The organism is Rhizobium lusitanum, assembly GCF_014189535.1.
In the GTDB taxonomy this organism is placed as follows: Bacteria; Pseudomonadota; Alphaproteobacteria; order Rhizobiales; family Rhizobiaceae; genus Rhizobium; species Rhizobium lusitanum_C.
In genome coordinates, this window is record NZ_CP050308.1 from 3628534 (window position 1) to 3650499 (window position 21966).

Below are 21966 nucleotides of genomic sequence, written 5' to 3' on the forward strand. Positions count from 1 at the left end.
GCGGTTCCAGCGTTGAAATCGAGCAGCAGTCCCCGCGGATCGAATGGTCGACGGTTATTTCGGGTAGACCCAAGCATAGGCGAAGGACATCGTATCACCGGGTTTGCCGCTCATATACTGAACATCCGCGAGCTTGACCTCCGGTGAGGCATATTGCGGACCGAGCGTGTCATGCAGCCAGTTGGTCAATGGCGCCGGCATTCCCGCGCCGTCGCTTCTCGGCTGCCAGACGACAAGGATCGGCCGGTCTGCGGTCCACACATAGTCTGCCGTCAGATTTCCGAAGAAGAGCGACATGGTCGGCACATCGGGCAGCTGCAAATGCAGATTGCCTGCCGGTAACCAATTATCCGTCAGCATCAGCCCCGGCTTCTTGCCTTCCGTCTCGACGACCTGGCGAACGAAGGTGGGGTAGGGGCTGTTGTAATGCTCATAGGAGCCGAAGAGCAGCGGAAAGGTAGCGCAAACCCAAAGCAGCACCGGGACGAACAACATCATGGCCAGCGGGACAAAGAAGAAGCGCTTGCCGAAATCCGCCGCCTTGACGCCAGCCACGTCCATCTTCAGGCAGACATAGATCGGCAGCAGGAACAGAAATGGCATCAGCCAGCGGTCCCGAAGCGCCGTCATGCCGATGGCGATGATCAGGATCAGCACTAGCGCGGCGATCACGGCGAACAGGACTTCAAAAAAACGCGTCCATTCGTTCGACTGCCGCAAGTTCCCGAAGAAGCTCTTCCCGAAGACGAGCCAATAGACCAGGAGCGTCGGCGCGACGATGACGACGACCAGCTTCACGAATTCCAGTGGTCCCTTCAGCAGCTTGGTAAAGGCACTTTTGGGTGCATTCTGCCCCATGATCCCCAAGGTGCGCCCGGAGGCGATGTCGAGATTGTGGATCAGCCAAAGCCCGTGTGGCAGGAAGGTCAAAGCGGCGATCAGCAGGGTCAGCAGGAAACGTTTGTCGAAGATGCGCGCACGGCCTTGCGGATGCATCAGGACCGCGACGGTGGCGGCAGCGGCAAGCAAAGCGAAATTGTATTTTGACAGCATGCCGATGCCGAGCGCTACGCCGGTGAGTACGTAGGAGCCTGTGCTGGGTGCCTTCAGAGTGCGGATCGTACCATAGAGAAAGAGATTGATGGCCAGGAGCTGTGTCACCGTATGCGTCAGGTCGCGCTGCGCCTCCCAGAACAGCTGTGGCATCGTCAGTAGCGACAGCGTGGCGATCGCCGCGAACACCTTGTCCGACAGCACCTCCTTCGCCAGCTTGTAATAGCTGAAATAGACCAGGAACAGGACGACATTCTTGACGATGGAGATTGTCGTCAGCGACAGGCCGAAGATGGAGACGACCAGCGCCTGCACCCAATTATAAAGCGGCGGCTGGGAATCGTAGCCGAGCGTTAGCCATTGCGAGAACAATGCCTGCTGCGACTCGTCGTATCGCATGCCATGTGGCATGACGAGCCGCACCGCGAACTCGAGAAGGAAGTAACCGGCAAGCAAGAGGATAATAGCATCTGGCCGGCGGACCAGAAGTCTATGCATCCAAATCATTCCGATCGAATATCTTGCGGACGATATAATTCGGGGACAGATCGTCGCGATAATAGATGCGGGCGATCATTTCCGAGAGAATGCCCGTCGTGATCATCTGCACGGACGACAGCAGCAGCACGATGCCGACCAACAGCAGCGGCCTGTTGCCGATATCGTCGCCGAAGATGAACTTGTCGATGAAGAGCCAGAACAGCACTATTGCGGCAAGCGCCCCGAGGCCGAGGCCGAGAGAGCCGAAGAAATGGCCCGGCCGCGCCTTGTAGCGCATGAAGAACATCACCGACAGAAGATCGAGAATGACGCGGAAGGTGCGCGAAATCCCGTATTTCGACGTGCCGTGCTGGCGCGCATGATGCGTAACGGCGACTTCGCCGATGCGCGAGCTCGGCACGACGCCGGCGACCCAGGCCGGGATGAAGCGGTGCATCTCGCCCATCAGCTTCACCTGCTTGATGATCGTGGCGCGGTAGATTTTCAGGCTGCAACCATAATCGTGCAGCTTGACGCCGGTGATGCGGCCGATGAGATAATTGGCGCACCAGGAGGGGATCTTGCGCAGGAAAAGTCCGTCCTGGCGGTTTTTGCGCCAGCCGACGAGCAGGTCGAGCTGCCGCCGTTCCAGCTCATCAACCATCGAGGGGATATCCTTCGGGTCGTTCTGAAGGTCGCCGTCCATGGTGGCGATCAGCCGGCCGGTGGCGGCGTCGATGCCGGCCTGCATGGCGGCGGTCTGCCCGAAATTGCGCTGAAGCTCGACGATACGCAGCTTCAGCCCCTCGCGTCCGAGCGAGCGGCGTGCGTTGGCAAGCGTGGCGTCCGTGCTGCCGTCGTCGATCAGGATCAGTTCCCAGGGCTTGGTGAAATTCACCATGGCCGAACAGATGCGCTCGATCAGCGGTTCGACGCTTTCTTCCTCGTTAAAGACCGGCACGACCAGCGAAAGCTCAAGGGCGCTTGTCGTGTCTGCCAGGGAGAGGATCGACTCTGCCGTTGTCTGCAACTGTTCTTTCTCCTAAAAGACCGACAGAACCTGCCGGACGGAGCGAGCGACATGTCCGGCGTCTGCCTCCGCTCGCGTTGGGTGCTCTACTACATGAAGACTCCGATGGTTGCCAGCCGACAGAGCTGGTTTATTCGCAACCGCATGACGCTGCTCACGCTTGCCGTCGTGCTTGCCTATGCCGCCTTCATCGAGTGGTTCTGGGGCTGGAGCTCGATCCTGGCGCAATGGGGCAAGGTCGGCGCCCTGCCCATCCTATTGGCGCTGGCGCTTCTGACCGGCACCTATTTTCTGCGCACCTGGCGCATCTACGACTATTTCCCAAAGGAGACTGGCGGCCATTTCGCCGCACTCTTCCGCGTGACGCAGATTCACAATCTCCTCAACATCATGATGCCCTTCCGTGCCGGCGAGACCAGCTTCCCCGTGCTGATGCGCTCTGAATTCGGCATTCCGCTGGCGCGCAGCACTTCGGCACTGTTTGTCATGCGGCTGTTCGACCTGCATGCGCTGCTGGCCGCAGCCGGTATCGGCCTTGCGCTTGCCTCGCCCTATCCGGCGCTTGCCTGGGTCGTGTGGGTTGCCTTCCTGCTCCTGCCGGTTGCCGGCTTTGCTCTGCGCCAGCCGTTGATCCGCTTCGCCGCCAATGCTTTGCCGAAAAAGGCGCAGGGGCTGGTGCATGAGCTGGAACGCGGCTTGCCCGCCAATGCTGGTGCCTTTGCCCGCGCCTGGCTGACGACGGTGGTCAACTGGCTGGTGAAGGTCGCCGTACTTGCCTGGGCGCTCGGCCTGATGAATGTCACGCCGCTCTCGGCCAGCTTCGGCGGTGCGCTCGGCGGCGAGCTTTCGTCGGTATTACCGGTACATGCACCCGGCGGCGTCGGCACCTATCCGGCCGGTATCACTGCCGGCGCGATGGCCTTCGGGGCATCGGGCGAAAAGGCCGCCCTCGACAATCTGGCGCAGGCCAGCATAAACGCGCATCTGCTGATCGTGGTATCCGCGCTGACCGGGACAGCGCTCGGCCTGCTCGCCTCCAGGAAACGCGCCTGACCGGGCCTACTGTCCGGTCTTGTCGGCAAGTTCGGCCAGTCGCTTGCGCAGGAAGGCTTGCTCAGGCGCCTGATGGCAAAACGAGAGCGCGGTTTCGTAAGCTTGTCGAGCCTCGTCTTTGCGGTTGAGCTGGCGGAGGAAGTCGGCTCTTGCCGCGTGGGCGAGGTGATACCTAGCCAGCCGATCCTCGCCAAGTAGGCCTTCCACGATCCGCAGCCCCGCCGCCGGCCCATCGCACATCGAAACCGCGACGGCCCGGTTGAGCTCGACCACCGGCGAGGGATGCGCCACCAGCAACAGATTGTAAAGCGTCACGATCTGCTGCCAGTCGGTTTGGTCCGTCGTTGCCGCACGCGCATGTTCGGCGGCAATCGCGGCCTGCAGCGCATAGCCGCCGACGCTTTCTCCCGCCATCGCCTTGGCTGCGAATGCCAGCCCCTCGCGGACTTTCGAGCCATCCCAGAGCGTACGGTCCTGATCGGCAAGCAGAATGAGATCGCCGGAGGCGCTTGCCCGTGCCGAGCGCCGCGAATCCTGCAGCAGCATCATCGCCAGCAGACCGGCTACCTCCAGATCGGGCAGCAGCGTCAGCAGCAGGCGGCCGAGGCGAATCGCCTCGGTGGCAAGGTCGGCGCGGATGACCGCCGCGCCCGAGGAGGCGGAATAGCCTTCGTTGAAGACGAGATAGATGACGTGCAGCACCTGCGCCAGCCGTGCAGGGAGCTCGGTTTTCGCCGGCACTTCATAGGGAATATGGGCGGTGCGGATGCGGTTCTTGGCGCGGACGATGCGCTGGGCGACGGTTGGTGCCGGAACAAGAAAGGCGTGGGCGATCTCTTCCGTCGTCAGGCCGCAGACCTCGCGCAGCGCCATTGCCATCTGTGCTTCGGCGGGAATGAGCGGATGGCAGCAGGTGAAGATCAACCGCAGCATATCGTCTTCGATCTCCTGGCTCTCGGCGATCTCCAGCATCTCGCCCTCCGGATAGAGGCTGTCGGCGATATCGGCCCTCGAGGCGTCGAAGCGCGTGCGCCGCCGTATGTGGTCGATGGCCCGGAAACGCCCGGCCGAGACCAGCCAGGCATGGGGATTGGCCGGGATCGTCTCCTCCGTCCATTGCTGGGCCGCTGCCGCGAAGGCATCGTGCAGCGCCTCCTCGGCCCGGTCGAAATCGCCCAGCAGACGGATCAGCGTCGCCAGCACGCGGCGCGACTGGCTGCGGTAGATATCGTCGATGGTTGCGTTCAGGGACACGGCCGTTTCTCTTCTATTCATCCGGAAACCGGATGTCATAGGCTGCCCGGACTTCGATCTCGCCATATCGGGCGACGGGAAAGGTGGCGGCGATGCGTGTCGCTTCGTCCATGTCCTTCGCCTCTATCAGCACGAAACCGCCGAGATGCTCTTTTATCTCGGCGAAGGGACCGTCGGTGACCGTGGCCTCGCTTTTGCGCACCCGCACGGTCCTTGCGGTCTCCGGCTCCCGCAAGGCGTTGGCGACGATAAGATGTCCGCTATCGCGCAGCCGGTTGTCGTTATCGACAGACTCCTGCGTCAGTCGCCGTCCTTCCTCCTCAGTAAGGGTAGCGATCTCGGCGGTGTCGAACCAGACCTGGCAGAGAAACTTCATCGTCGCCTCCTCAGAGTTCGGGACCAAAGGAATGGATCGGCCGCACTTCGATGGCACCGAGCTTTGCGAGCGGAATGCCCGCCGCAACGCGGATGGCGTCATTCAGATCCTTGGCGTCGATCAGGATGAAGCCGCCGAGATATTCCTTGGTCTCGATAAAGGGGCCATCCGTCACAGAGGTCTCGCCGTTGCGCACCCGCACGGTCACCGCCGCGCTTGGCGATTGCAGCGCCTCGGCGTGGATCATGTGCCCGCTTGCCATCAGATCCCGGTCGTAGCCGAGCGACTCCAAACCGAGCCTATGTTTTTCCTCCTCGGTCCTGGCGGCGAGCGCCGTGCCGTCGAACCAGACCTGACAAAGATATTTCATCGCAGCCGTCTCCTTTTCCATTTGCTGACAGCCATAGACGAACGGGCCGCGCGCAAATCGACATCCCGATCCGCAGCATGACAAAAATTTTGATTGCTGTCGAAAAGAGCCGAAGCCAGTCGACCAGTTCTCGGCATCATCAAAGGAGAGACGGCGATGTATAATCTGGAAGCAGCACTCATCTATCACTGGCACAGGAAGACGCTGTCAGAGCAAGAGATACTGCAAATGTTCAATCCCCGCGAAGTCATACTTCGCACGATGATCGGATTTGCCGTTCTTGCCGTGGTGATCCTATGCTTGAGCTGGACCGCCGAGCCAAACAGCGAACGGCCGCAAATTGCGGCCGCTGCTCAGACGTATGCGATATCTGCCGGAGGACAGTAAGGCCTAAGCCCTATCGCTTATTGAAACGCCGTCTCAAAAAAGCTGCGCAGCTTACGTGAATGCAGCTTTTCCGGCGGCATTTCGGCGAGTTTCTGGATGGCGCGGATGCCGATCTGCAGGTGCTGGTTCACCTGGGTGCGGTAGAAGGCGGTCGCCATGCCCGGCAGTTTCAGCTCGCCGTGCAGCGGTTTGTCCGAGACGCAGAGCAGGGTGCCGTAGGGAACGCGGAAGCGGAAGCCGTTGGCGGCGATGGTTGCTGACTCCATGTCCAGCGCCACGGCGCGGGCCTGCGACAGGCGCTTGACCGGTCCAGCCTGATCGCGAAGCTCCCAGTTGCGGTTATCGATGGTGCCGACCGTGCCGGTACGCATGATGCGCTTCAGCTCGAAGCCTTCGAAGCCGGTGATTTCGGCGACGGCTGCTTCCAGTGCTACCTGAACTTCGGCGAGCGCCGGGATCGGCACCCAGACCGGCAGGTCGTCGTCGAGAACGTGATCCTCGCGCATATAGGCATGTGCCAGCACATAGTCGCCGAGGCGCTGGCTGTTGCGCAGGCCGGCGCAATGGCCGAGCATCAGCCAGGCATGCGGGCGCAGCACGGCGACGTGGTCGGTGATGGTCTTGGCGTTGGACGGACCGACGCCGATATTGACCAGCGTGATGCCGGCATGACCCTTCTTCTTCAGATGGTAGGCCGGCATCTGCGGCAGCCGCGGCGGGGTCGTGTCTCCTTCCGGCTGGCTGGAGCCGGCTGGCGTGGTGATGTTGCCCGGCTCGACGAAGGCGGTATAGCCGTCGCCGCCCTTGGCCATCATGTCACGCGCCCAGTTGCAGAATTCGTCGACGTAGAACTGATAGTTCGTGAACAGCACGAAGTTCTGGAAATGCGCGGCACTTGTCGCCGTATAGTGGGAGAGGCGGGCAAGCGAATAGTCGATGCGCTGCGCGGTAAACGGCGCAAGCGGCGAGGGCTCACCCGGTGGCGGAATATATTCGCCATTGGCGATTTCATCGTCCGTGGTGTTCAGGTCCGGCGTATCGAAGAGGTCGCGCAGCGGGATATCGTCGAAGCCGGCAGCGGACGCCTCTACATAGGCTCCTTCGCCGAAAGCGAAATGCAGCGGGATCGGCGTCGTCGATTCCGACACCACCACCGGCACATTATGGCTGCGCATCAGCAGCGCAAGCTGCTCCTTCAGATAGTGCTTGAAGAGCTTCGGGCGGGTGATGGTGGTGGTATAGACGCCGGGCGCCGTGACGTGGCCGTAGGAAAGGCGCGAGTCGACATGGCCGAAGCTGGTCGTCTCGATGCTGACCTGCGGGTAGAAGGCGCGGTAGCGCGCCGTGATCGGCTCACCTTTGGCGAGCCTGGCGAAATTGTCGATCAGGAAGGCGGTGTTGCGGTCGTAAAGCTCGGCCAGAGCCTCGACTGCCTTGCCGGGATCGGTAAAGCTCCGCGGCTGAAACGGGCTGGGGGACGAGATTTCGAGGGGCGAAAAGGGAGAGATTCGGTTGCTCATGCGCTATTATATAGTGGCATCTTTAACAAGCAAACGACGTTGCAAGGCACGATCTGGGATTCTCGCAGCTATTTTTATGCCGTTGCGCGGTTCAGTTCTTGAAAATCGGCCAGAGGTCCCCGACTATTGCACCGTAGTGCAATAGGGGGCTCCTGTTTGCAGGCAAGTGAAGCTTGCGCCGAAATGCGATTGCGCGCCGCTGCGACCGGTATGTTCTACCGCCATCGAAAACGTGAATGCAAAAACGGCGGCAAACAGCATGATAACTGCGAAACGCCATGCCATGATGATCGAATTCATATTCCTGGCCCTACCGTGCCCTATACTGGACACTGTTTTGCCATGGTCAGCCTGAACGGGTGCTGAGATACCGGTTCATCCGGCGTTCAGGAAGATGACCGGGAAAATGGGCCTGGATCGAAGGCGCGAGAAGTGGAAATGCAACGCGCCGTGCCAGTCCGGACGGCGGATGAGAGGGCGTGAAAGCTCCCGCCCTCGCTGAGCCTTGCCGATAAGGCGAAGGGTTTTTAAAGCTTCGTCCAGGTCTGCGATTTGCAGAAAACCTTCAAGACGCAGCCCTGCATCTTCAAAGTGCTGCCGCTCGTGGTGCCGGAGCCGGCATAGGTTTTATCGGCGGCGGGGTCGGTGATCTCGCCGGTATAGGCGCCACCCTTGCCTTGCATCTTGCCGATCTGCCGGCCGGCATATTTGCCGGTTTTCAATGTCACGCAATAGCTGTCAGCGCAGGGCGTGATGGCGGCGGTGTCGCCCGCCACGGTCTTCCAATTGCCGACGATCGGCTCGTCGGCGAAAGCGGCGCCCGCGCTCAAGAGCAGCGCGACAGTGATGATGGTGTTGCGGATCATGTCTTTCCTCCCGAAAGTCTCCCGTTCCCATAGCCGGGATCACGGCGAAATTAGCTTACGCGAACGTAAAGGTAAATATGTTCCAGGGCGTGAAGCTCCCGTTTTGCCGGCCATTTTCGCCGGGCAGAAAATGCATCTCTCATCACCCGGCTCTTTTTATGGTGAAGGAAGGGTTTAAATCCAAATCTTAACAATGGGTAAAACTCGCGCAAAAGTCCTTAATTTGCAAGGGAAGCGATGTTTAACAAAATCCCAAATTTACCAAGCATTTGTACTTTGTTTGCATCGAATTAAGCATGCATTTTAGTCGTTTTTTGAAAGCCGTCTGCGATAGTGAAGCCATCAAACGAGCGGGGCAAACCCGCCGACCGGAAGGGCCACCAAGCTGCGATAGACGGCAAGGTCCGGACGGAAAACAGGGCAGACGCAACGAGACTGAAACAGGGATAAAACCGATGGCACGCTTCGAAATTCCGATGTCTGAAATGGCCATGATGGGTGGCAACAGCGCCGATGCCCTTTGCGAAATGGGCGTGAACTATGCGACCGGCAGGGGCTGCAAGGCAGACCCGGTTGCCGCCCATAAATGGTTGAATATCGCCGCCATCAAGGGCAGCGACCGCGCCGCCGAGCTTCGCGCCGACGTCGCCGCCACGCTGACCAAGATGCAGCTCGCCGCAGCGCTCCGCGCCGCCCGCGAATGGATGACCATGCACTGAAGCGTGCCACAAAGAATGCGACAATAATAACCTCAAAAGAGGGGCGAACGGCAGCGGGTGGAAAAGCGCGCTGCCACTAAACAGGGAGACCGCGACCGGCCGGAAACAAGGCCGGCGCGGTTTTTTGTTGTGCTAAGTAATTCCAGGAAAAGTGCGCAAGCGGTTTTCCGTCCGGAATTGCGTAAAGACAATAGGATAGAGCGATTAGGCGCTCTATCTTTAACCGATCGTCTTCAGCACCTTCGGCAGCGCTTCCGCCAGAAGGTCGAGATCTTGGCTGGGGCCGACGCTGATGCGAATGCAGCGGTTGAGCGGCGCCACGCCCGGCATGCGGATGAAGACGCCGTACTCGATCAGCCCGTCGACGATGGCGCGAGCGTAAGTCCCGTCGCGGCCACAGTCGACAGCAACGAAATTCGTGGCGGAGGCGAGTGGCGAGAGCCCGTTGTCGCGGGCGATCAAGCCGATCCGGTCTCGGGCGGCACGGATCTTGCCGACGACCTCAGTGAGATAGGTCTGGTCCTTCAGCGCCGCGAGCGCGGCTGCCGTCGCCAGCCGGTTCATGCCGAAGTGATTGCGGATCTTGTCGAAGGCCAGCACCGTTTCCGGCACGCCGATGGCATAGCCAACACGGGCGCCGGCAAGGCCGTAAGCCTTGGAGAAAGTGCGGGTGCGCAGCACGTTCGGTAGATCGATCAGTGCGGAGATATCAGGCAGGGAGCTGGCAGGCCCGGTCTCGCTATAGGCTTCGTCAAGAATGAGCAGGCAGCTTTCCGGCAGGGCACGGGCAAACGCGACGACCTTGTCGGCATCCCACCAGCTTCCCATCGGATTGTCCGGGTTGGCGAAGTAGACGAGCGGTGCATTCTCGCGGTTGACCGCGTCCAGTAGCCCGTCGAGATCCTCGCGGTCGTTGACATAGGGCACCGTCACCAGCCGCCCGCCGAAGCCGACGACATGGAAATTGAAAGTCGGATAGCCGCCGAACGAGGTGACGACGGGTGTGCCCGGCTCGATGATCATACGGGCGATCAGGCCGAGCAGGCTGTCGATGCCTTCGCCGACGGCGATGTTTGCGGGCCTGACGCCGAGATGCGCGGCCAGCGCCTCCTTCAGCGCGAAATTTTCCGGATCATTGTATTTCCAGATATCGCCGGCCTGCTCACGCATTGCGTCGATGACCGAGGGAGCGGGGCCGAAACCGTTTTCATTGGCGCCGATGCGGGCCTGGACGGTCAGCCCACGCTGACGTTCGAGAGCTTCCGGGCCGACGAAGGGCACGGTGGAGGGAAGGGCGCTGATCAGCGGCGTGAAGCGCGAAAAGGCGGACATTCTGGCTAAGATTCCCGAATTCTGTTGCAAGGCGCTGCACAATAAGCGCTTGGCGAGCCGTTGCAAGAGCGGAAAAGGCCGCTGCATAATTCCTTAAATCGGTATCGATTTAAGGAATTATGCAGTAGATTTAAGGTGCTACAGCGATCTTTGCGCGTCACATATAACGCGCGGCGCTGTCGTGCTAGGCGCGTACAATTTTCTTGCCGCGCGCGGCAAGAGCTTCGGTGTTGCCGATCATGAAATCGGCGCGCACGACGCGTCTCAACGTTTCCGGCTCCAGCAGGTTGATGAAGCGAACGTAGATGCGATTGTCGATCCGGCTGACCTCGGCGCAGGCGATGCGATAGGCGAGGCCGAGGATGTTGAGATAGTAATGCGCCGGCAGCCCGACGGTCGTGCCGACAAAGAAGCTGGCGCCACCCCGCGAGATATCGACGATTTCGGCGCTGCGCACGGAAATGCCGGTCAGGCATGGGCGCACGGCAATGAGACGCGCTGGGCGCTGAACGTGGAACCGTTCCCAGCTGTGTTCGTAGACTTCGGATTTGACTTTCGCCAGATGCGTTGAGCGAAGCATTGTCATTCCCCGTTGGAGGCGGCCCGAATTCATCTCGGTACAGCATGAACCTTGCACGGAGGTTTTGCATAAGCGTCAATCGGGCCCATCGCATTTTAATGAAACGGCGCTTTCGCGTCCGATCGGACGGTCGCGCTTGCCGAATATGCCGATTTTTGAACCCTTCGGGCCATGAGGCGTTCCCTTCCATCGGCATTTTAAGTCGTGGCATGAAAGCATGAGGACAGAGATAATGGTCGATATCAGGATTGCAGGCGGGACATGGGTTGTCATTTGCGACGGCGCCAAGGCATTGTTTTTGGAGAATATGAGCAGTGATCTGAAGCTGGATCTGAAAACGCGCGAAATCCTCGAGCAGCCGAGTACGCCGGATCGGGAGCTCGGAACGGATAAGCCGGGGCGCAGCCATCAAGCCGCTGGTGTCGGAGGCAGCGCTGTGCAGGAGACGACATGGCAAGAACAGGCAGAAGAGGAGTTCCTGAAGGGCGTCGCGGCGGAGATCGATCTGCTTGTGCAGAGCAAAGGCGTCAAGAGTATTGTCCTCGTCGCGCCGCCCCATGCGCTCGGCGTCTTGCGGCCGCGGCTGGGGGCTCATTCACAGACGGCCATCGTCGCCGAAGTCGCCAAGGACCTGACGAATTTTCCGGTTGACCAGATCGAGCGCTATCTGGCCGCCTGAGAAAGATGGAAGGCGTGAGCTGCCTTTCCCTCGCACCTTGAGCCGCTACCCGCATTCCGGCGCCTTGTCTTGACAGGGGCTTCGGCTTCAACCATACGAAGACATGGTTCGAGGCGCCGGCCGCTCGCGGATGAAAATCCAAGGTGAAGCCCTCGCGAATATGGTCACAGCCATTTGAAGGCGTGCTGACTGACGGTAATGCGAGCCCCGATTTGCAGTCGTAAAAGCATGCCTTAGAAAAGGCTGATACCGTGACGACGATTTATCCATCCATCGATGAACTGAAGGCGCAAGCCAGGCGTTTGCGCCAGGCCATGGCGGAGCGCGGCAACGACATCGCCCATAGCGCCGCGCTGGAATTGGTTGCCAGGCAACATGGCCTGCGCGACTGGAATACGCTGTCGGCGCTGGCTGCGAAGCCGAATGACGCCCCTCGTGTGTCATTTGCGGTCGGCTCTGCCGTTCGCGGCCGCTATCTGAACCAGCCCTTCACCGGCAAGATTCTGGCCCTTTCGGAACAGTCCGGCGGGCTCCACAAGGTCACTATCCATTTCGACGAACCGGTGGATGTCGTGACCTTCGAGAGCTTTTCGGCTTTTCGCCGGCGCATCAACGCCCAGATCGATGCCGACGGCATTTCGCCGCGCAAGACATCGGACGGCGTGCCGCATCTGGTACTCGACATCTGACCATCCTCTTTTTATCGATGGATCGCGGCCGCCACTGGTGGCGCGCGATGCCGCGTGGATATTGCCATGACCAAACAGTCCGAAAATAATATCTTCCTGACCGGCTGGCTGCCGGGCGTCTTTGCCCGTACAGCCGCGCCGATCATCATGATCACGACCATCAGCGGCCTCTTCGCCGTCGTCGACGCCTATTTCCTCGGTATCTATGTCGGCGCCGACGCGCTGTCTGCGGTCAGCCTGATCTTTCCGGCGCTCATGCTGCTGATCGCCCTGCAATCCCTGGTCTCGAACGGCATGGCGAGCATTTTGGCCCGTCGCTTGGGGGCGGGGAATCGGGTGGGAGCGAGGCAGGTCTTTACCGCGGCCCATGCGCTCGCCTTCGTGGTGGTGATCCTGATCAACCTCCTCTATTGGATGGTTGGCCGGGACGTCATCGTCGTGAGTGCAGCAGGAGACGCCGCAGTTGCCGCCAATGCCAATGCCTTCATGGGGGTCATGGTCGGCTTCGCGCCGGTCAGCTTCCTGCTGTCGTTGCACATTGACGCCCTGCGTTGCGAGGGCAAGATCGGCTTCATGACGCTGGTGACCCTTGCCTCGACACTGCTCAATATCCTTGCCAACTGGCTGCTGATCGCGGTCGCACATTGGGGCGTTGTCGGGTCGGCCAGCGGCTCGATCGCGGCGCAGTTTATCTGCCTGACGATCATTCTCGCCTATCGCTGGCGTCATCCCGCCGCACTCAGACCGGCGATGACGATCGCGATCTCCGAATGGCGTGGAATCCTCGCCTTCGGTGCGCCGATGAGCCTCGGCTTCATCGGGATATCGCTGAGTTCGGCGGCAATCCTGTTCAACCTGTCGATCTGGCATGAGGGCGATTATGTCACGACGGTCGCGGCTTACGGGATTATCACCCGGGTGATGACCTTTACCTACCTGCCGCTGCTCGGCCTGAGCATCGCCCTGCAAACCATCTCCGGTCACAATCACGGCGCAGCTCATCCTGCCCGTGTCGGCCGCAGCCTGCAGATCGCCATGGTGTCGGCGCTGATCTATTGTGCGGCGGTGGAACTGGTCGTGGAGTTGCTTGCCCGGCACCTTGGCGCTGTCTTCGTCGGCGATGCGGTCATCGTCGCCGAGGTCGGGCGGATCTTGCCTTGGACGATCGGCGCCTACTTCCTCTATGGGCAGATGATGATGCTCTCGTCCTATTTCCAGTCGATCGGCGATGCGAAGCGGGGGGGCGATCTTCGGCCTGTCGCGGCCCTATCTGTTCACGCTGCCGCTGACATTCCTGCTGCCCTTCGTCTTCGGCGAACGCGGGATTTGGATGGTGCCGGTCTTTGCGGAGGCGGGGATGTTCGCGCTTGCCTGGCTGGTTCTGTCACGCAATGCCCGGGATCGTGGCTGGCGATACGGTTTACTGCCTGCATGAAACGGAAAAGGCCGCGCTGTCGAGGCGCGGCCTTTTCGATATTCAAGCAGGCTATGCCTTGAGTAGCCACTCATGCTCCGGCGCATTGTAGAATTTCCAGACGCGCTTCGGACCGGCCATGACGTTGAGATAATAGAGATCATAGCCATGGCAGGCGGCGCAGGGGTGATACCCTTTAGGCACCAGCGTCACGTCGCCGTCTTCCAGCGCCATGGCTTCATCCAGCGACCGGTCGTCCGTATAGACGCGCTGGAAGGCGAAGCCCTGCGGCGGGTTGAGGCGATGATAGTAGGTCTCCTCGAGGAAGCTCTCGTTCGGGAGATTGTCTTGATCGTGCTTGTGCGGCGGATAGGAAGAGGTGTGGCCGCCGGGCGTGATCACTTCAACGACCAGCAGGGAATGCGCCGCGCCATCGTCTTCCGGCATGATGTTGTTGACGTGGCGGACATTGGTGCCCTTGCCGCGTGTCACAGGCGGATGCGTACCCGGCGGAATGGCGCGGGCCTCATAGGAGCCGCCGCCCGGAGCCGAGCAGACGGCAAGTTCCAGATCGGTTTCCGCGGTCACCGACCAGCTTGAACCGGCTGGAATATAGAGCGCGTGGGGCGCGCCCTCAAAGGGGCTCATGCGGCCACCCAGCAGGCCGAAATCCTTCGCGCCTGCCTTGGCGCTTCCCTTGCCGCTGACCCAGACGAGGCAGACCTCGCGATCGCCGGTTTCAGCCGAAACCGTTTCGCCTGATGTCAGCCGGTGAAGGTCGAAGCCGACATAGGTCCAGCCGGCGCTTTCGGGCGTGACATGGGTGACGCGACCATGAGAGCCATCAGGTTTGACCTTGAGATTTGGCATTGGCGTTTTTCCTCCGTTGCTTTGGGAAAAACCACGCCAGCCTCTCCTTGTGAGAAGAGGCCGGAGGGCTTCGCTTCCCTTTATCCCTTGGGAAAACCTTCGGTTTCCACCGTATAACCTGCAGCCGTCATGACGCGCATCAATTCAGCATGGCCGATCTCGGCCATTTTCTGTGGCGGAGCGTTGCGCGGGTCCTGTTCGGCCTCGACGACGAACCAGCCTTCATAGCCGTAACCGGCCAGACGCTGGACGATGGCGCCGAAATCGAGCGAGCCGTCGCCCGGTACCGTGAACGCGCCGAGCGCTACCGCGTCGAGGAAGGACTGCCGGCTGCGATCCAGTCCATCCACGACAGGCTTGCGGATATCCTTGACGTGAACGTGGTTGATGCGGGCGTGGTGATTGTCGATGGCGCGCAGGACGTCGCCGCCGGCAAAGGCCAGGTGACCGGCATCGAGCAGAAGCGGAATGCCTGAACCCGAATAGCGCATGAAGGCGTCGAGTTCCGGCTCGGTTTCCACCACTGCGGCCATGTGATGGTGGTAGGAGAGCGGCATGCCCTGATCGGCGCACCATTCGCCGAACTGGGTCAGGCGCTGCGCGTAGGCCTTCATCTCGTCATCCGACAAGCGCGGCTTGGTGGCGAGCGGCTTGGAGCGGTCGCCCTGGATGGAGCGGCCGACTTCGCCATAGACGATGCAGGGTGCATTGACCGCCTTGAACAACTCGATCATCGGAGCGATGCGGTCCTTGTTGGCGGCAAGCTCCTCATTGACCAGCGTGCCCGAGAACCAGCCGCCGCACAGCGTGACGTCGGCGGCGCGTAGGATCGGCAGCATCACCTCGGGATCATCCGGGAAGCGGCGGCCTTTTTCCATGCCGGTGAAGCCGGCGCTGCGCGATTGCCGCAGGCATTCCTCGAGGGACACATCGTCGCTGAGTTCAGGAAGATCGTCGTTCCACCACGCGATGGGCGACATGCCGAGTTTGGCCTTCATCAATAGTCTCCTTAAAGGCATAGTTTGGAGGAGCAGCAACGCTCCTCCCAAAAATGACAGAAATCGATTAGCGGATACGCTGGGCGCCGCGCGCTTCTTCGTAAGCGGCGCGGGCCTTGTTGACCTGCGGGCGCGTGCTGACTTCAGGCACGGCAACGTCCCACCAGTGACCGCCTTCGTCCGTCGTGATCAGCGGATCGGTATCGATGACGAAGACCGAGGTGCGATCATTCTTTTTCGAGGCTTCGATCGCCTGCTCCAGCTCCGCAATGGAGGCAACCTTGACGGCAATGGCGCCCATGCTCTCGGCATGCGCCCGGAAATCGATCTCCGGCATCACCTCATGATACGAATCCTTCAGCAGATTGTTGAAGTTCGCGCCGCCGGTCGCCATCTGCAATCGGTTGATGCAGCCGTAGCCGCGATTGTCGAGCAGCACGATGTTGAGCTTGAGGCCAAGCATGACCGAGGTGGCGATCTCGGAGTTCAGCATCATGTAGGAGCCGTCGCCGACCATGACGATGACGTCCTTTTCCGGGCAAGCCATCTTGGTGCCAAGGCCGCCGGCGATCTCGTAGCCCATGCAGGAGAAGCCATATTCCATATGGTAGCTGCCCGGAACCGTCGCCGGCCAGAGCTTGTGCAGCTCTCCCGGCAGGCCGCCGGCCGCGCAGACGGAAATAGCATTCTCTCCGCCGAGCGTGCGAGTTACCGCACCGATGACCTGGGCGTCGGAGGGAAGGGCGGCATTGGTCGAGGCCAACGCTTTGGCCGCGGCTTCGATCCAGATCTTCTTTTCCTGGGTCGCCTTTTCCAGCAGCGCTGCCGGGGCACGCCAGCCGGCGAGCCCTGCGGAAAGCGCCTTCAGCCCTTCGCGCGCGTCGCAAACGAGCGGTCGGCCATCATGCTTCGATGCGTCATATGCCGCGATATTGAGTCCGAGAATAGAGAGCTTCTCATTCTTGAACAGCGCCCAGGAGCCGGTGGTAAAGTCCTGGCATCGCGTTCCCACAGCGATGATCAGATCCGTGTCTTCGGCAATCGCGTTCGCAGCCGAGGTTCCGGTCACGCCGACAGAGCCGAGCGCCAACGGATGGCGTTCGTCGATTGCCGATTTGCCGGCCTGGCTAACGACGACGGGCACGCCGTGCGTCTCTGCAAACTCCGTAAGTTCCTTGGTCGCCCGCGAATAGAGCACGCCGCCGCCGGCGATGATGACCGGCTTCTCCGCTTTGCGGATGAGCGCAATCGCCGCGGCGAGTTCGTCGGCGTCGGGCTGCGGACGGCGCGTCGTCCAGATGCGCTCCTCAAAGAAGCTTTCGGGATAATCGTATGCCTCGGCCTGCACATCCTGGCAAAGCGAGAGCGTCACCGGGCCGCAATCGAGTGGGTCGGTCAAAACCTGCATGGCGCGCTTCAGCGCCGTGATGATCTGCTCCGGCCGGGTGATGCGATCGAAATAGCGAGAGACCGAACGGAAGGCGTCATTGGCGGATACCGTGCCGTCGCCGAAATCCTCGATCTGCTGCAACACCGGGTCGGGAGCGCGGTTGGCGAAGACGTCGCCGGGCAGGAAGAGCACGGGGATGCGGTTGACATGCGCGACGCCGGCGGCGGTCACCATGTTGAGGGCTCCGGGGCCGATCGAGCTTGTGCAGGCCATGAAGCGCTGCCGGAAGCTCGCCTTGGCATAGGCGATGGCGGCGTGCGCCATGCCTTGCTCATTGTGAGCGCGATAGGTTGTCAGCTCGTCGCGCACTTGATAGAGCGCTTCACCGATGCCGGCGACGTTGCCATGCCCGAAGATCGCCCAGACGCCGCCGAAGATCGGCAGCTTCTGACCATCGATCACGGTCATCTGCTTCGTGAGGAAGTGTGTGACGGCCTGTGCCATCGTCAATCGGATCGTCTTGCCCATGGGGCGCCTCCCAAATGCTTCTAAACTATTGCAGGCCGCGGGTTTTCAACCACGCCTGGGTCAGTTGCCGGAAGCGGCCGGCCATGTCGGCGATCGCTTCCTCGTCGTTCATGCCACCCGATAGCCAGGCACGCGCCGCATCGGAAAAGATTGTCCGCCCGACGGCGAAACCCTTGACCGAAGGTGCTGCCAGCGTGGCTTCGAAGCTCCGGATCAATTCATCCGCCGGTGCCTCCAGGCCAAGCAGCACGATACCCCGGCACCATGGATCATTTTTGGCGATCACGGCATCGATTTTTTTCCAGGCAGCAGTCGAATCCTGAGGTTCCAGCTTCCACCAGTCGGGCTTGATGCCGAGCGCGTAGAGCTCTTCCATCGCGGTTGCGATCGTGTCGTCGGTGAGCGGCCCGTTCTTGCCGGCGATGATCTCGACCAGCAGTTCACGGCCGACCTTGCGGGCGGCTTCGAACAGGGTGCGCAGCTTCTCCTGCTGCTCCGCCTTCAACTCTTTCGGATCGTCCGGATGATAGAAGCAGAGGCACTTGATGCAATGGTTGAGCGGCCATTCGACGAGCTGCGAACCGATGTCCTGGCTGAACTCGAATTTCAGCGGCTTGGAGCCCGGCAGTTCGACGGGACGGCCGATCCAGGAGAAGTCCTTGGTGGCGGCATCGAAGAAGGCATCGCGACCGAAGCGCTCGTCGATCAACATGCCATAACCCTGTCGGCCGTCGGCAACCCGTGCCGCCGCTTCCACCGCCAGACGCTTGAAGGCGACGATCTTGTCATGACCGACACCCAGTTCGTCGGCGACGCTGACGAGCTGCGAGCGATGATCGATCGCCAGCGCCATCAGGAGCGGGATGTCGCCATTGCGGGTCGAGGCCCAATGGATATGGTTGATCGCCTCGTCCTTGCGCAGCGCCCGGTGCTCGCTACCCGTCTTCAGGAAGAAGTCGAGTTCGGCCCAGGTCGGATATTCCGGCGAGCACAGCAGACGCGAGACGGCGAAGGCACCGCAGGCATTTGCCCAGGTGGCGCAGGTCTTCAATGGCTCGTCGCGCAGGAACCCGCGCAGAAAGCCGGACATGAAAGCATCGCCGGCACCAAGCACGTTGAACACTTCGATCGGGAATCCCTCGCCGACGATGCCAGCTTCGAGGTCGTCCGAGATCGGTCCGTCATAGACGATGCAGCCCATGGCGCCGCGCTTCAGCACGATGGTCGCAGGCGATAGGCGGCGGATTTCCTTCAGCGCGCCGAGCACGTTGTCGACGCCCGAGCCGATCATGATCTCCTCTTCGGTGCCGATGATGAGATCGCAATCCGGCAGCGTCTCCCTCATCTTCGAGGAAACGCGATCCGACTTCACATAGCGCTCGAACCCTTCGGCATGGCCGGCGAGGCCCCAGAGGTTCGGCCGGTAATCGATATCGAAGATCACCTTGCGGCCGTTCGCCTTGGCGATGCGGATCGCCTTGCGCTGGGCAGCCTCGGTGTTTGGCTTGGAAAAATGTGTGCCGGAGACCAGCACGGCGCGGGAGGACTTGATGAAATCCTCGTCGATGTCGTTTTCGTCGAGCGCCATGTCGGCGCAGTCGGAGCGATAGAAGATCATTGGCGAGACGCCTTCGGCCTCGACCGCGAGCAGCACCAGCGCCGTCAGCCGTTCCTTGTCGGTGGCGATCCCCTGGACATCAACGCCTTCGCGCGCCGTCTGCTCGCGGATGAAGCGGCCCATCTGTTCGTCGCCGACGCGGGTGATGAGACCGGATTTCAGGCCGAGCCGTGCCGTGCCGATGGCGATATTGGCCGGGCAGCCGCCGACCGATTTGGCGAAGGAGGCGATATCCTCCAGCCGCGAACCGATCTGCTGGCCGTAAAGATCGACGGAAGAGCGGCCGATGGTGATGACATCGAGTGTCGGTTCCGGCTGAGTGCCAGGATTGTCGTGTGCCATGATGTCCTCCCGTCCAGGCATGATCCGGGAAACTCTTCAGTTTCTCCCTGGGTCATGCGTCATTGAAAGTTCCGGTGTGTCTTCGTTTCGTCCGGGTTGTGGTCGATTTTGCGGCCATCTCCCGAGACCGCGATCATGGATGTAATGAAACATTGGTTCCGAAATTTTGTCAATTCGGAATGTTTATTCCATTTTAGTTTTCTGAGGTTTTCCTGTCGTCTCTTTCCGCCGTCGCTCGGCAATGGCGACGGGAAAGGCCATGATCAGTGCCATGGACGCCGACAACGAGCGGAAGCCGGCAAAATCCGCCTCCGCCACTTCGAACCAGTGGGTGGCGCAGGCGGTAAGCGGTGAAAAGGCCGAATCGGTGATGGCGATGACCGGCACGTTACGCGCGGCAAGATCCTGCGCCTGCAACAGGCTTTCGGCGGCATAGGGGGAGAAGCTTGCGGCGATCGCCGCATCCTTCTCGGTCGCAAAGCGCGCGAGCTCGCCATCGATACCGTTTGGCGAGGCGACGATCTGATGACGGATGTTCAGCTTCGAAAAGGCGTAGGTCAGATGCGCCGTCAGCGGATAGGAGCGGCGCTTGGCGATCAGATAGATGGTCTCGGCTGCGGCCAGCACATCCACCGCCTTGGCGAAGGTGTCGGTCTCGATGGTGGCGGCAAGCTTATTGACCGACTGGCTGGCGGCCGAGAGAAAGCCGGAGAGAATGCCGGCCTCTTCATCCTCGATGCCGGATTGCTCAAGCGTGATCAGGCGTTCCTCATAGCTCAGCGTCCGCTCACGCAGCCGCTCGCGGAAGATGCTCTGCAGGTCGGAAAAACCTTCATAACCAAGATGATGGGCGAGGCGTACCAGCGTCGAGGGCTGGACATCTGCGGCCGTCGCAATGCTTGCCGTTGTGCCGAAGGCGATTTCGTCGGGATTGCCAAGCGCGAAGGCGGCGACCTGCGCCAGTCGCTTCGGCATGGAATCCTTGCGCTCTATGATGATGCTGCGCAGGCTTTCGAAATCCCGCGGCACCTTGGTCCGCGTCTCGATACTGTTGTCCATGCCCCGCCTTCTTGCCGCTATGCCCGTTAATGAAACAAACATTCCATATTTCGAACGATAACGGATTTTGAAAGAGTCGGCACGATTATTTTTAAGTCTATGAATTTATGTTATTAAATTATGATTATTCCGATCTTTCGACATGGCCGCCCAACGAGCCTGCTTGTCAAAACGGTCTAAATATTCCAAAAAATGCGCCTGGCTTCCGAGGGAAGCGTGTGGAGGAAGCGGAAATGAAGCCATTGGGCGTGGGACTGATCGGAACCGGCTATATGGGCAAATGCCATGCGCTGGCCTGGAATGCGGTCAAGACCGTGTTCGGTGACGTCGAGCGGCCACGCCTCGTGCATCTTGCCGAGGCCAATGCCGATCTCGCGCGGTCGCGCGGCGATGAATTCGGTTTTGAAAAGGCGACCGCCGACTGGCGCGCGCTGATCGCCGATCCCGAGGTCGATGTCGTCTCTGTCACCACACCCAATCAATTCCATCCGGAAATGGCGATCGCGGCGCTGGAAGCCGGCAAGCACGTCTGGTGCGAAAAGCCGATGGCGCCGGGCTATGCGGATGCCGAACGCATGCTGAGCGCCGCCAAGGCCTCGGGCAAGGTTGCCATCCTCGGCTACAATTATATCCAGAACCCGGTGATGCGGCATATCAAGCAGCTGATCGACGAGGGCGCCATCGGTGACGTCAATCATATCCGCGTCGAGATGGACGAGGATTTCATGGCCGATCCGGAAGGCCTGTTCTACTGGAAGAGCGAGCTTGCCTCCGGTTACGGCGCGCTCGACGATTTCGCCGTGCATCCGCTGTCGCTGCTGTGGTTCCTGTTCGGCCATGTCGAGGCCGTTATCACCGACATGGCGAAGCCCTATGCCGAACGGCCTTTGAAGGATGGCGGCCGGCGGACTGTGGAGAATCATGATCTCGCCAATGTGCTGATGCGTCTCGGTGGCGGCATTTCCGCCGTGCTGATGGCGAATCGCTCCGCATGGGGCCGAAAAGGCCGCATCGCGCTGCAGATCTTCGGCTCGAAGGGGTCGATCACCTACGATCAGGAGCGCATGAACGAATTCGAGCTCTATCAGGCTGACGGTCGGGGCTCCGAGCAGGGGTTCCGCAAGATCCTCGCAGCGCCCGCGCACAAGCCCTATGATCGGTTCATCCCCGCGCCCGGCCACGGCCTCGGTTTCAACGACCTGAAGATCATCGAGTGCCGCGAACTGATCCGCGCCATTTCCGGCGATGCGGCGTCGGTCATCAGCTTCGTGGACGGCTTGCGCATCGAAAAGTCGGTGCACGCGATGGCGCGCTCCTTCCACGAGCGCCGATGGGTCGAAGTAACGGCCTGACAGTTCT

Annotated in this window: 21 protein-coding genes and 1 pseudogene; 7 read left to right on the forward strand and 15 right to left on the reverse strand. The window is 60.8% G+C overall.

Annotated elements, in window-relative coordinates; genetic code table 11:
- Positions 1-54: 54 nt before the first annotated feature.
- Positions 55-1551: a glycosyltransferase family 39 protein gene (locus HB780_RS31290; RefSeq protein WP_183692158.1), complete on the reverse strand. Its 1497-nt coding sequence runs from the start codon at positions 1549-1551 to the stop codon at positions 55-57.
- Positions 1544-2563 (reverse strand): glycosyltransferase family 2 protein, encoded by a 1020-nt coding sequence (locus tag HB780_RS31295; protein ID WP_183692160.1) that lies wholly within the window; start codon positions 2561-2563, stop codon positions 1544-1546. Before HB780_RS31295 ends, HB780_RS31290 begins: the two co-directional genes overlap by 8 nt.
- 93 nt (positions 2564-2656) lie before the next feature.
- Between HB780_RS31295 and HB780_RS31300 the strand changes: the two genes are divergently transcribed.
- Positions 2657-3616 (forward strand): lysylphosphatidylglycerol synthase domain-containing protein, encoded by a 960-nt coding sequence (locus tag HB780_RS31300; protein ID WP_183697660.1) that lies wholly within the window; start codon positions 2657-2659, stop codon positions 3614-3616.
- 6 nt (positions 3617-3622) lie between these two features.
- Here the strand turns inward: HB780_RS31300 and HB780_RS31305 are convergent, their stop codons facing one another.
- From HB780_RS31305 to HB780_RS31315, 3 genes are read right to left on the reverse strand one after another with little or no spacing between them, the layout of a single operon-like run.
- Positions 3623-4864 carry an RNA polymerase sigma factor gene (locus HB780_RS31305; protein WP_183697663.1) on the reverse strand — a complete coding sequence of 414 codons (1242 nt, stop codon included), beginning with the start codon at positions 4862-4864 and terminating at the stop codon, positions 3623-3625.
- 19 nt (positions 4865-4883) lie between these two features.
- Complete coding sequence (locus HB780_RS31310) at positions 4884-5246, reverse strand: YciI family protein (protein WP_183692162.1); 363 nt, start codon at positions 5244-5246, stop codon at positions 4884-4886.
- 10 nt (positions 5247-5256) lie between these two features.
- Positions 5257-5616, reverse strand: coding sequence for a YciI family protein (locus HB780_RS31315; RefSeq protein WP_183692164.1), 360 nt, complete (start codon positions 5614-5616; stop codon positions 5257-5259).
- 156 nt (positions 5617-5772) lie between these two features.
- Here HB780_RS31315 and HB780_RS31320 point away from each other — a divergent pair, with 156 nt between their 5' ends.
- Positions 5773-6003, forward strand: a complete 231-nt coding sequence (locus tag HB780_RS31320; RefSeq protein WP_183692166.1) for a hypothetical protein — start codon at positions 5773-5775, stop codon at positions 6001-6003.
- A gap of 17 nt (positions 6004-6020) precedes the next feature.
- On the opposite strand, the gene HB780_RS31325 is transcribed toward HB780_RS31320, so the two are convergent.
- The 3 genes from HB780_RS31325 to HB780_RS31335 all read right to left on the reverse strand — a co-directional run bounded on the left by HB780_RS31325 (position 6021) and on the right by HB780_RS31335 (position 8389).
- Complete coding sequence (locus HB780_RS31325) at positions 6021-7523, reverse strand: AMP nucleosidase (RefSeq protein WP_183692168.1); 1503 nt, start codon at positions 7521-7523, stop codon at positions 6021-6023.
- 123 nt (positions 7524-7646) lie between these two features.
- Positions 7647-7823: a hypothetical protein gene (locus tag HB780_RS31330; protein WP_183692170.1), complete on the reverse strand. Its 177-nt coding sequence runs from the start codon at positions 7821-7823 to the stop codon at positions 7647-7649.
- 227 nt (positions 7824-8050) lie between these two features.
- Positions 8051-8389, reverse strand: coding sequence for a DUF2147 domain-containing protein (locus HB780_RS31335; protein ID WP_183692172.1), 339 nt, complete (start codon positions 8387-8389; stop codon positions 8051-8053).
- 455 nt (positions 8390-8844) lie between these two features.
- On the opposite strand from HB780_RS31335, the gene HB780_RS31340 reads away from it, so the two are divergent.
- Positions 8845-9108: an SEL1-like repeat protein gene (locus HB780_RS31340; protein WP_183692174.1), complete on the forward strand. Its 264-nt coding sequence runs from the start codon at positions 8845-8847 to the stop codon at positions 9106-9108.
- 219 nt (positions 9109-9327) lie between these two features.
- Here HB780_RS31340 and HB780_RS31345 read toward each other — a convergent pair whose 3' ends face one another.
- Both HB780_RS31345 and HB780_RS31350 read right to left on the reverse strand, forming a co-directional pair.
- Positions 9328-10440 carry a pyridoxal phosphate-dependent aminotransferase gene (locus HB780_RS31345; protein ID WP_183692176.1) on the reverse strand — a complete coding sequence of 371 codons (1113 nt, stop codon included), beginning with the start codon at positions 10438-10440 and terminating at the stop codon, positions 9328-9330.
- 184 nt (positions 10441-10624) lie between these two features.
- Positions 10625-11026: a PilZ domain-containing protein gene (locus HB780_RS31350; protein WP_183692179.1), complete on the reverse strand. Its 402-nt coding sequence runs from the start codon at positions 11024-11026 to the stop codon at positions 10625-10627.
- A gap of 226 nt (positions 11027-11252) precedes the next feature.
- Here HB780_RS31350 and HB780_RS31355 point away from each other — a divergent pair, with 226 nt between their 5' ends.
- The 3 genes and pseudogenes from HB780_RS31355 to HB780_RS31365 all read left to right on the forward strand — a co-directional run bounded on the left by HB780_RS31355 (position 11253) and on the right by HB780_RS31365 (position 13823).
- Positions 11253-11699: a baeRF12 domain-containing protein gene (locus tag HB780_RS31355; protein WP_183692181.1), complete on the forward strand. Its 447-nt coding sequence runs from the start codon at positions 11253-11255 to the stop codon at positions 11697-11699.
- 251 nt (positions 11700-11950) lie between these two features.
- Entirely contained in the window at positions 11951-12388 is a 438-nt protein-coding gene (locus tag HB780_RS31360) for a glyoxalase superfamily protein (protein ID WP_183692183.1), read from the forward strand.
- A gap of 66 nt (positions 12389-12454) precedes the next feature.
- Positions 12455-13823, forward strand: a pseudogene (locus HB780_RS31365) (MATE family efflux transporter).
- A 51-nt stretch (positions 13824-13874) separates the two neighbouring features.
- Here the strand turns inward: HB780_RS31365 and iolB are convergent.
- From iolB to HB780_RS31390, 5 genes are all read right to left on the reverse strand, one after another.
- Positions 13875-14672 carry a 5-deoxy-glucuronate isomerase gene (iolB, locus tag HB780_RS31370; RefSeq protein ID WP_183692187.1) on the reverse strand — a complete coding sequence of 266 codons (798 nt, stop codon included), beginning with the start codon at positions 14670-14672 and terminating at the stop codon, positions 13875-13877.
- A gap of 80 nt (positions 14673-14752) precedes the next feature.
- Positions 14753-15670 (reverse strand): myo-inosose-2 dehydratase, encoded by a 918-nt coding sequence (iolE, locus tag HB780_RS31375; RefSeq protein ID WP_183692189.1) that lies wholly within the window; start codon positions 15668-15670, stop codon positions 14753-14755.
- Between the two features lie 67 nt (positions 15671-15737).
- A complete protein-coding gene (iolD, locus tag HB780_RS31380) occupies positions 15738-17588 on the reverse strand; it encodes a 3D-(3,5/4)-trihydroxycyclohexane-1,2-dione acylhydrolase (decyclizing) (protein ID WP_183692191.1) in 1851 nt (616 codons plus the stop codon).
- 25 nt (positions 17589-17613) lie between these two features.
- On the reverse strand, positions 17614-19548 hold the full coding sequence (locus HB780_RS31385; RefSeq protein ID WP_183692193.1) for a bifunctional 5-dehydro-2-deoxygluconokinase/5-dehydro-2-deoxyphosphogluconate aldolase: 1935 nt from the start codon (positions 19546-19548) through the stop codon (positions 17614-17616).
- Between the two features lie 183 nt (positions 19549-19731).
- Positions 19732-20607 (reverse strand): MurR/RpiR family transcriptional regulator, encoded by an 876-nt coding sequence (locus tag HB780_RS31390; RefSeq protein ID WP_183692195.1) that lies wholly within the window; start codon positions 20605-20607, stop codon positions 19732-19734.
- 233 nt (positions 20608-20840) lie between these two features.
- Between HB780_RS31390 and HB780_RS31395 the strand changes: the two genes are divergently transcribed.
- A complete protein-coding gene (locus HB780_RS31395; RefSeq protein WP_183692197.1) occupies positions 20841-21959 on the forward strand; it encodes a Gfo/Idh/MocA family protein in 1119 nt (372 codons plus the stop codon).
- The last annotated feature ends 7 nt before the right edge of the window (positions 21960-21966 follow it).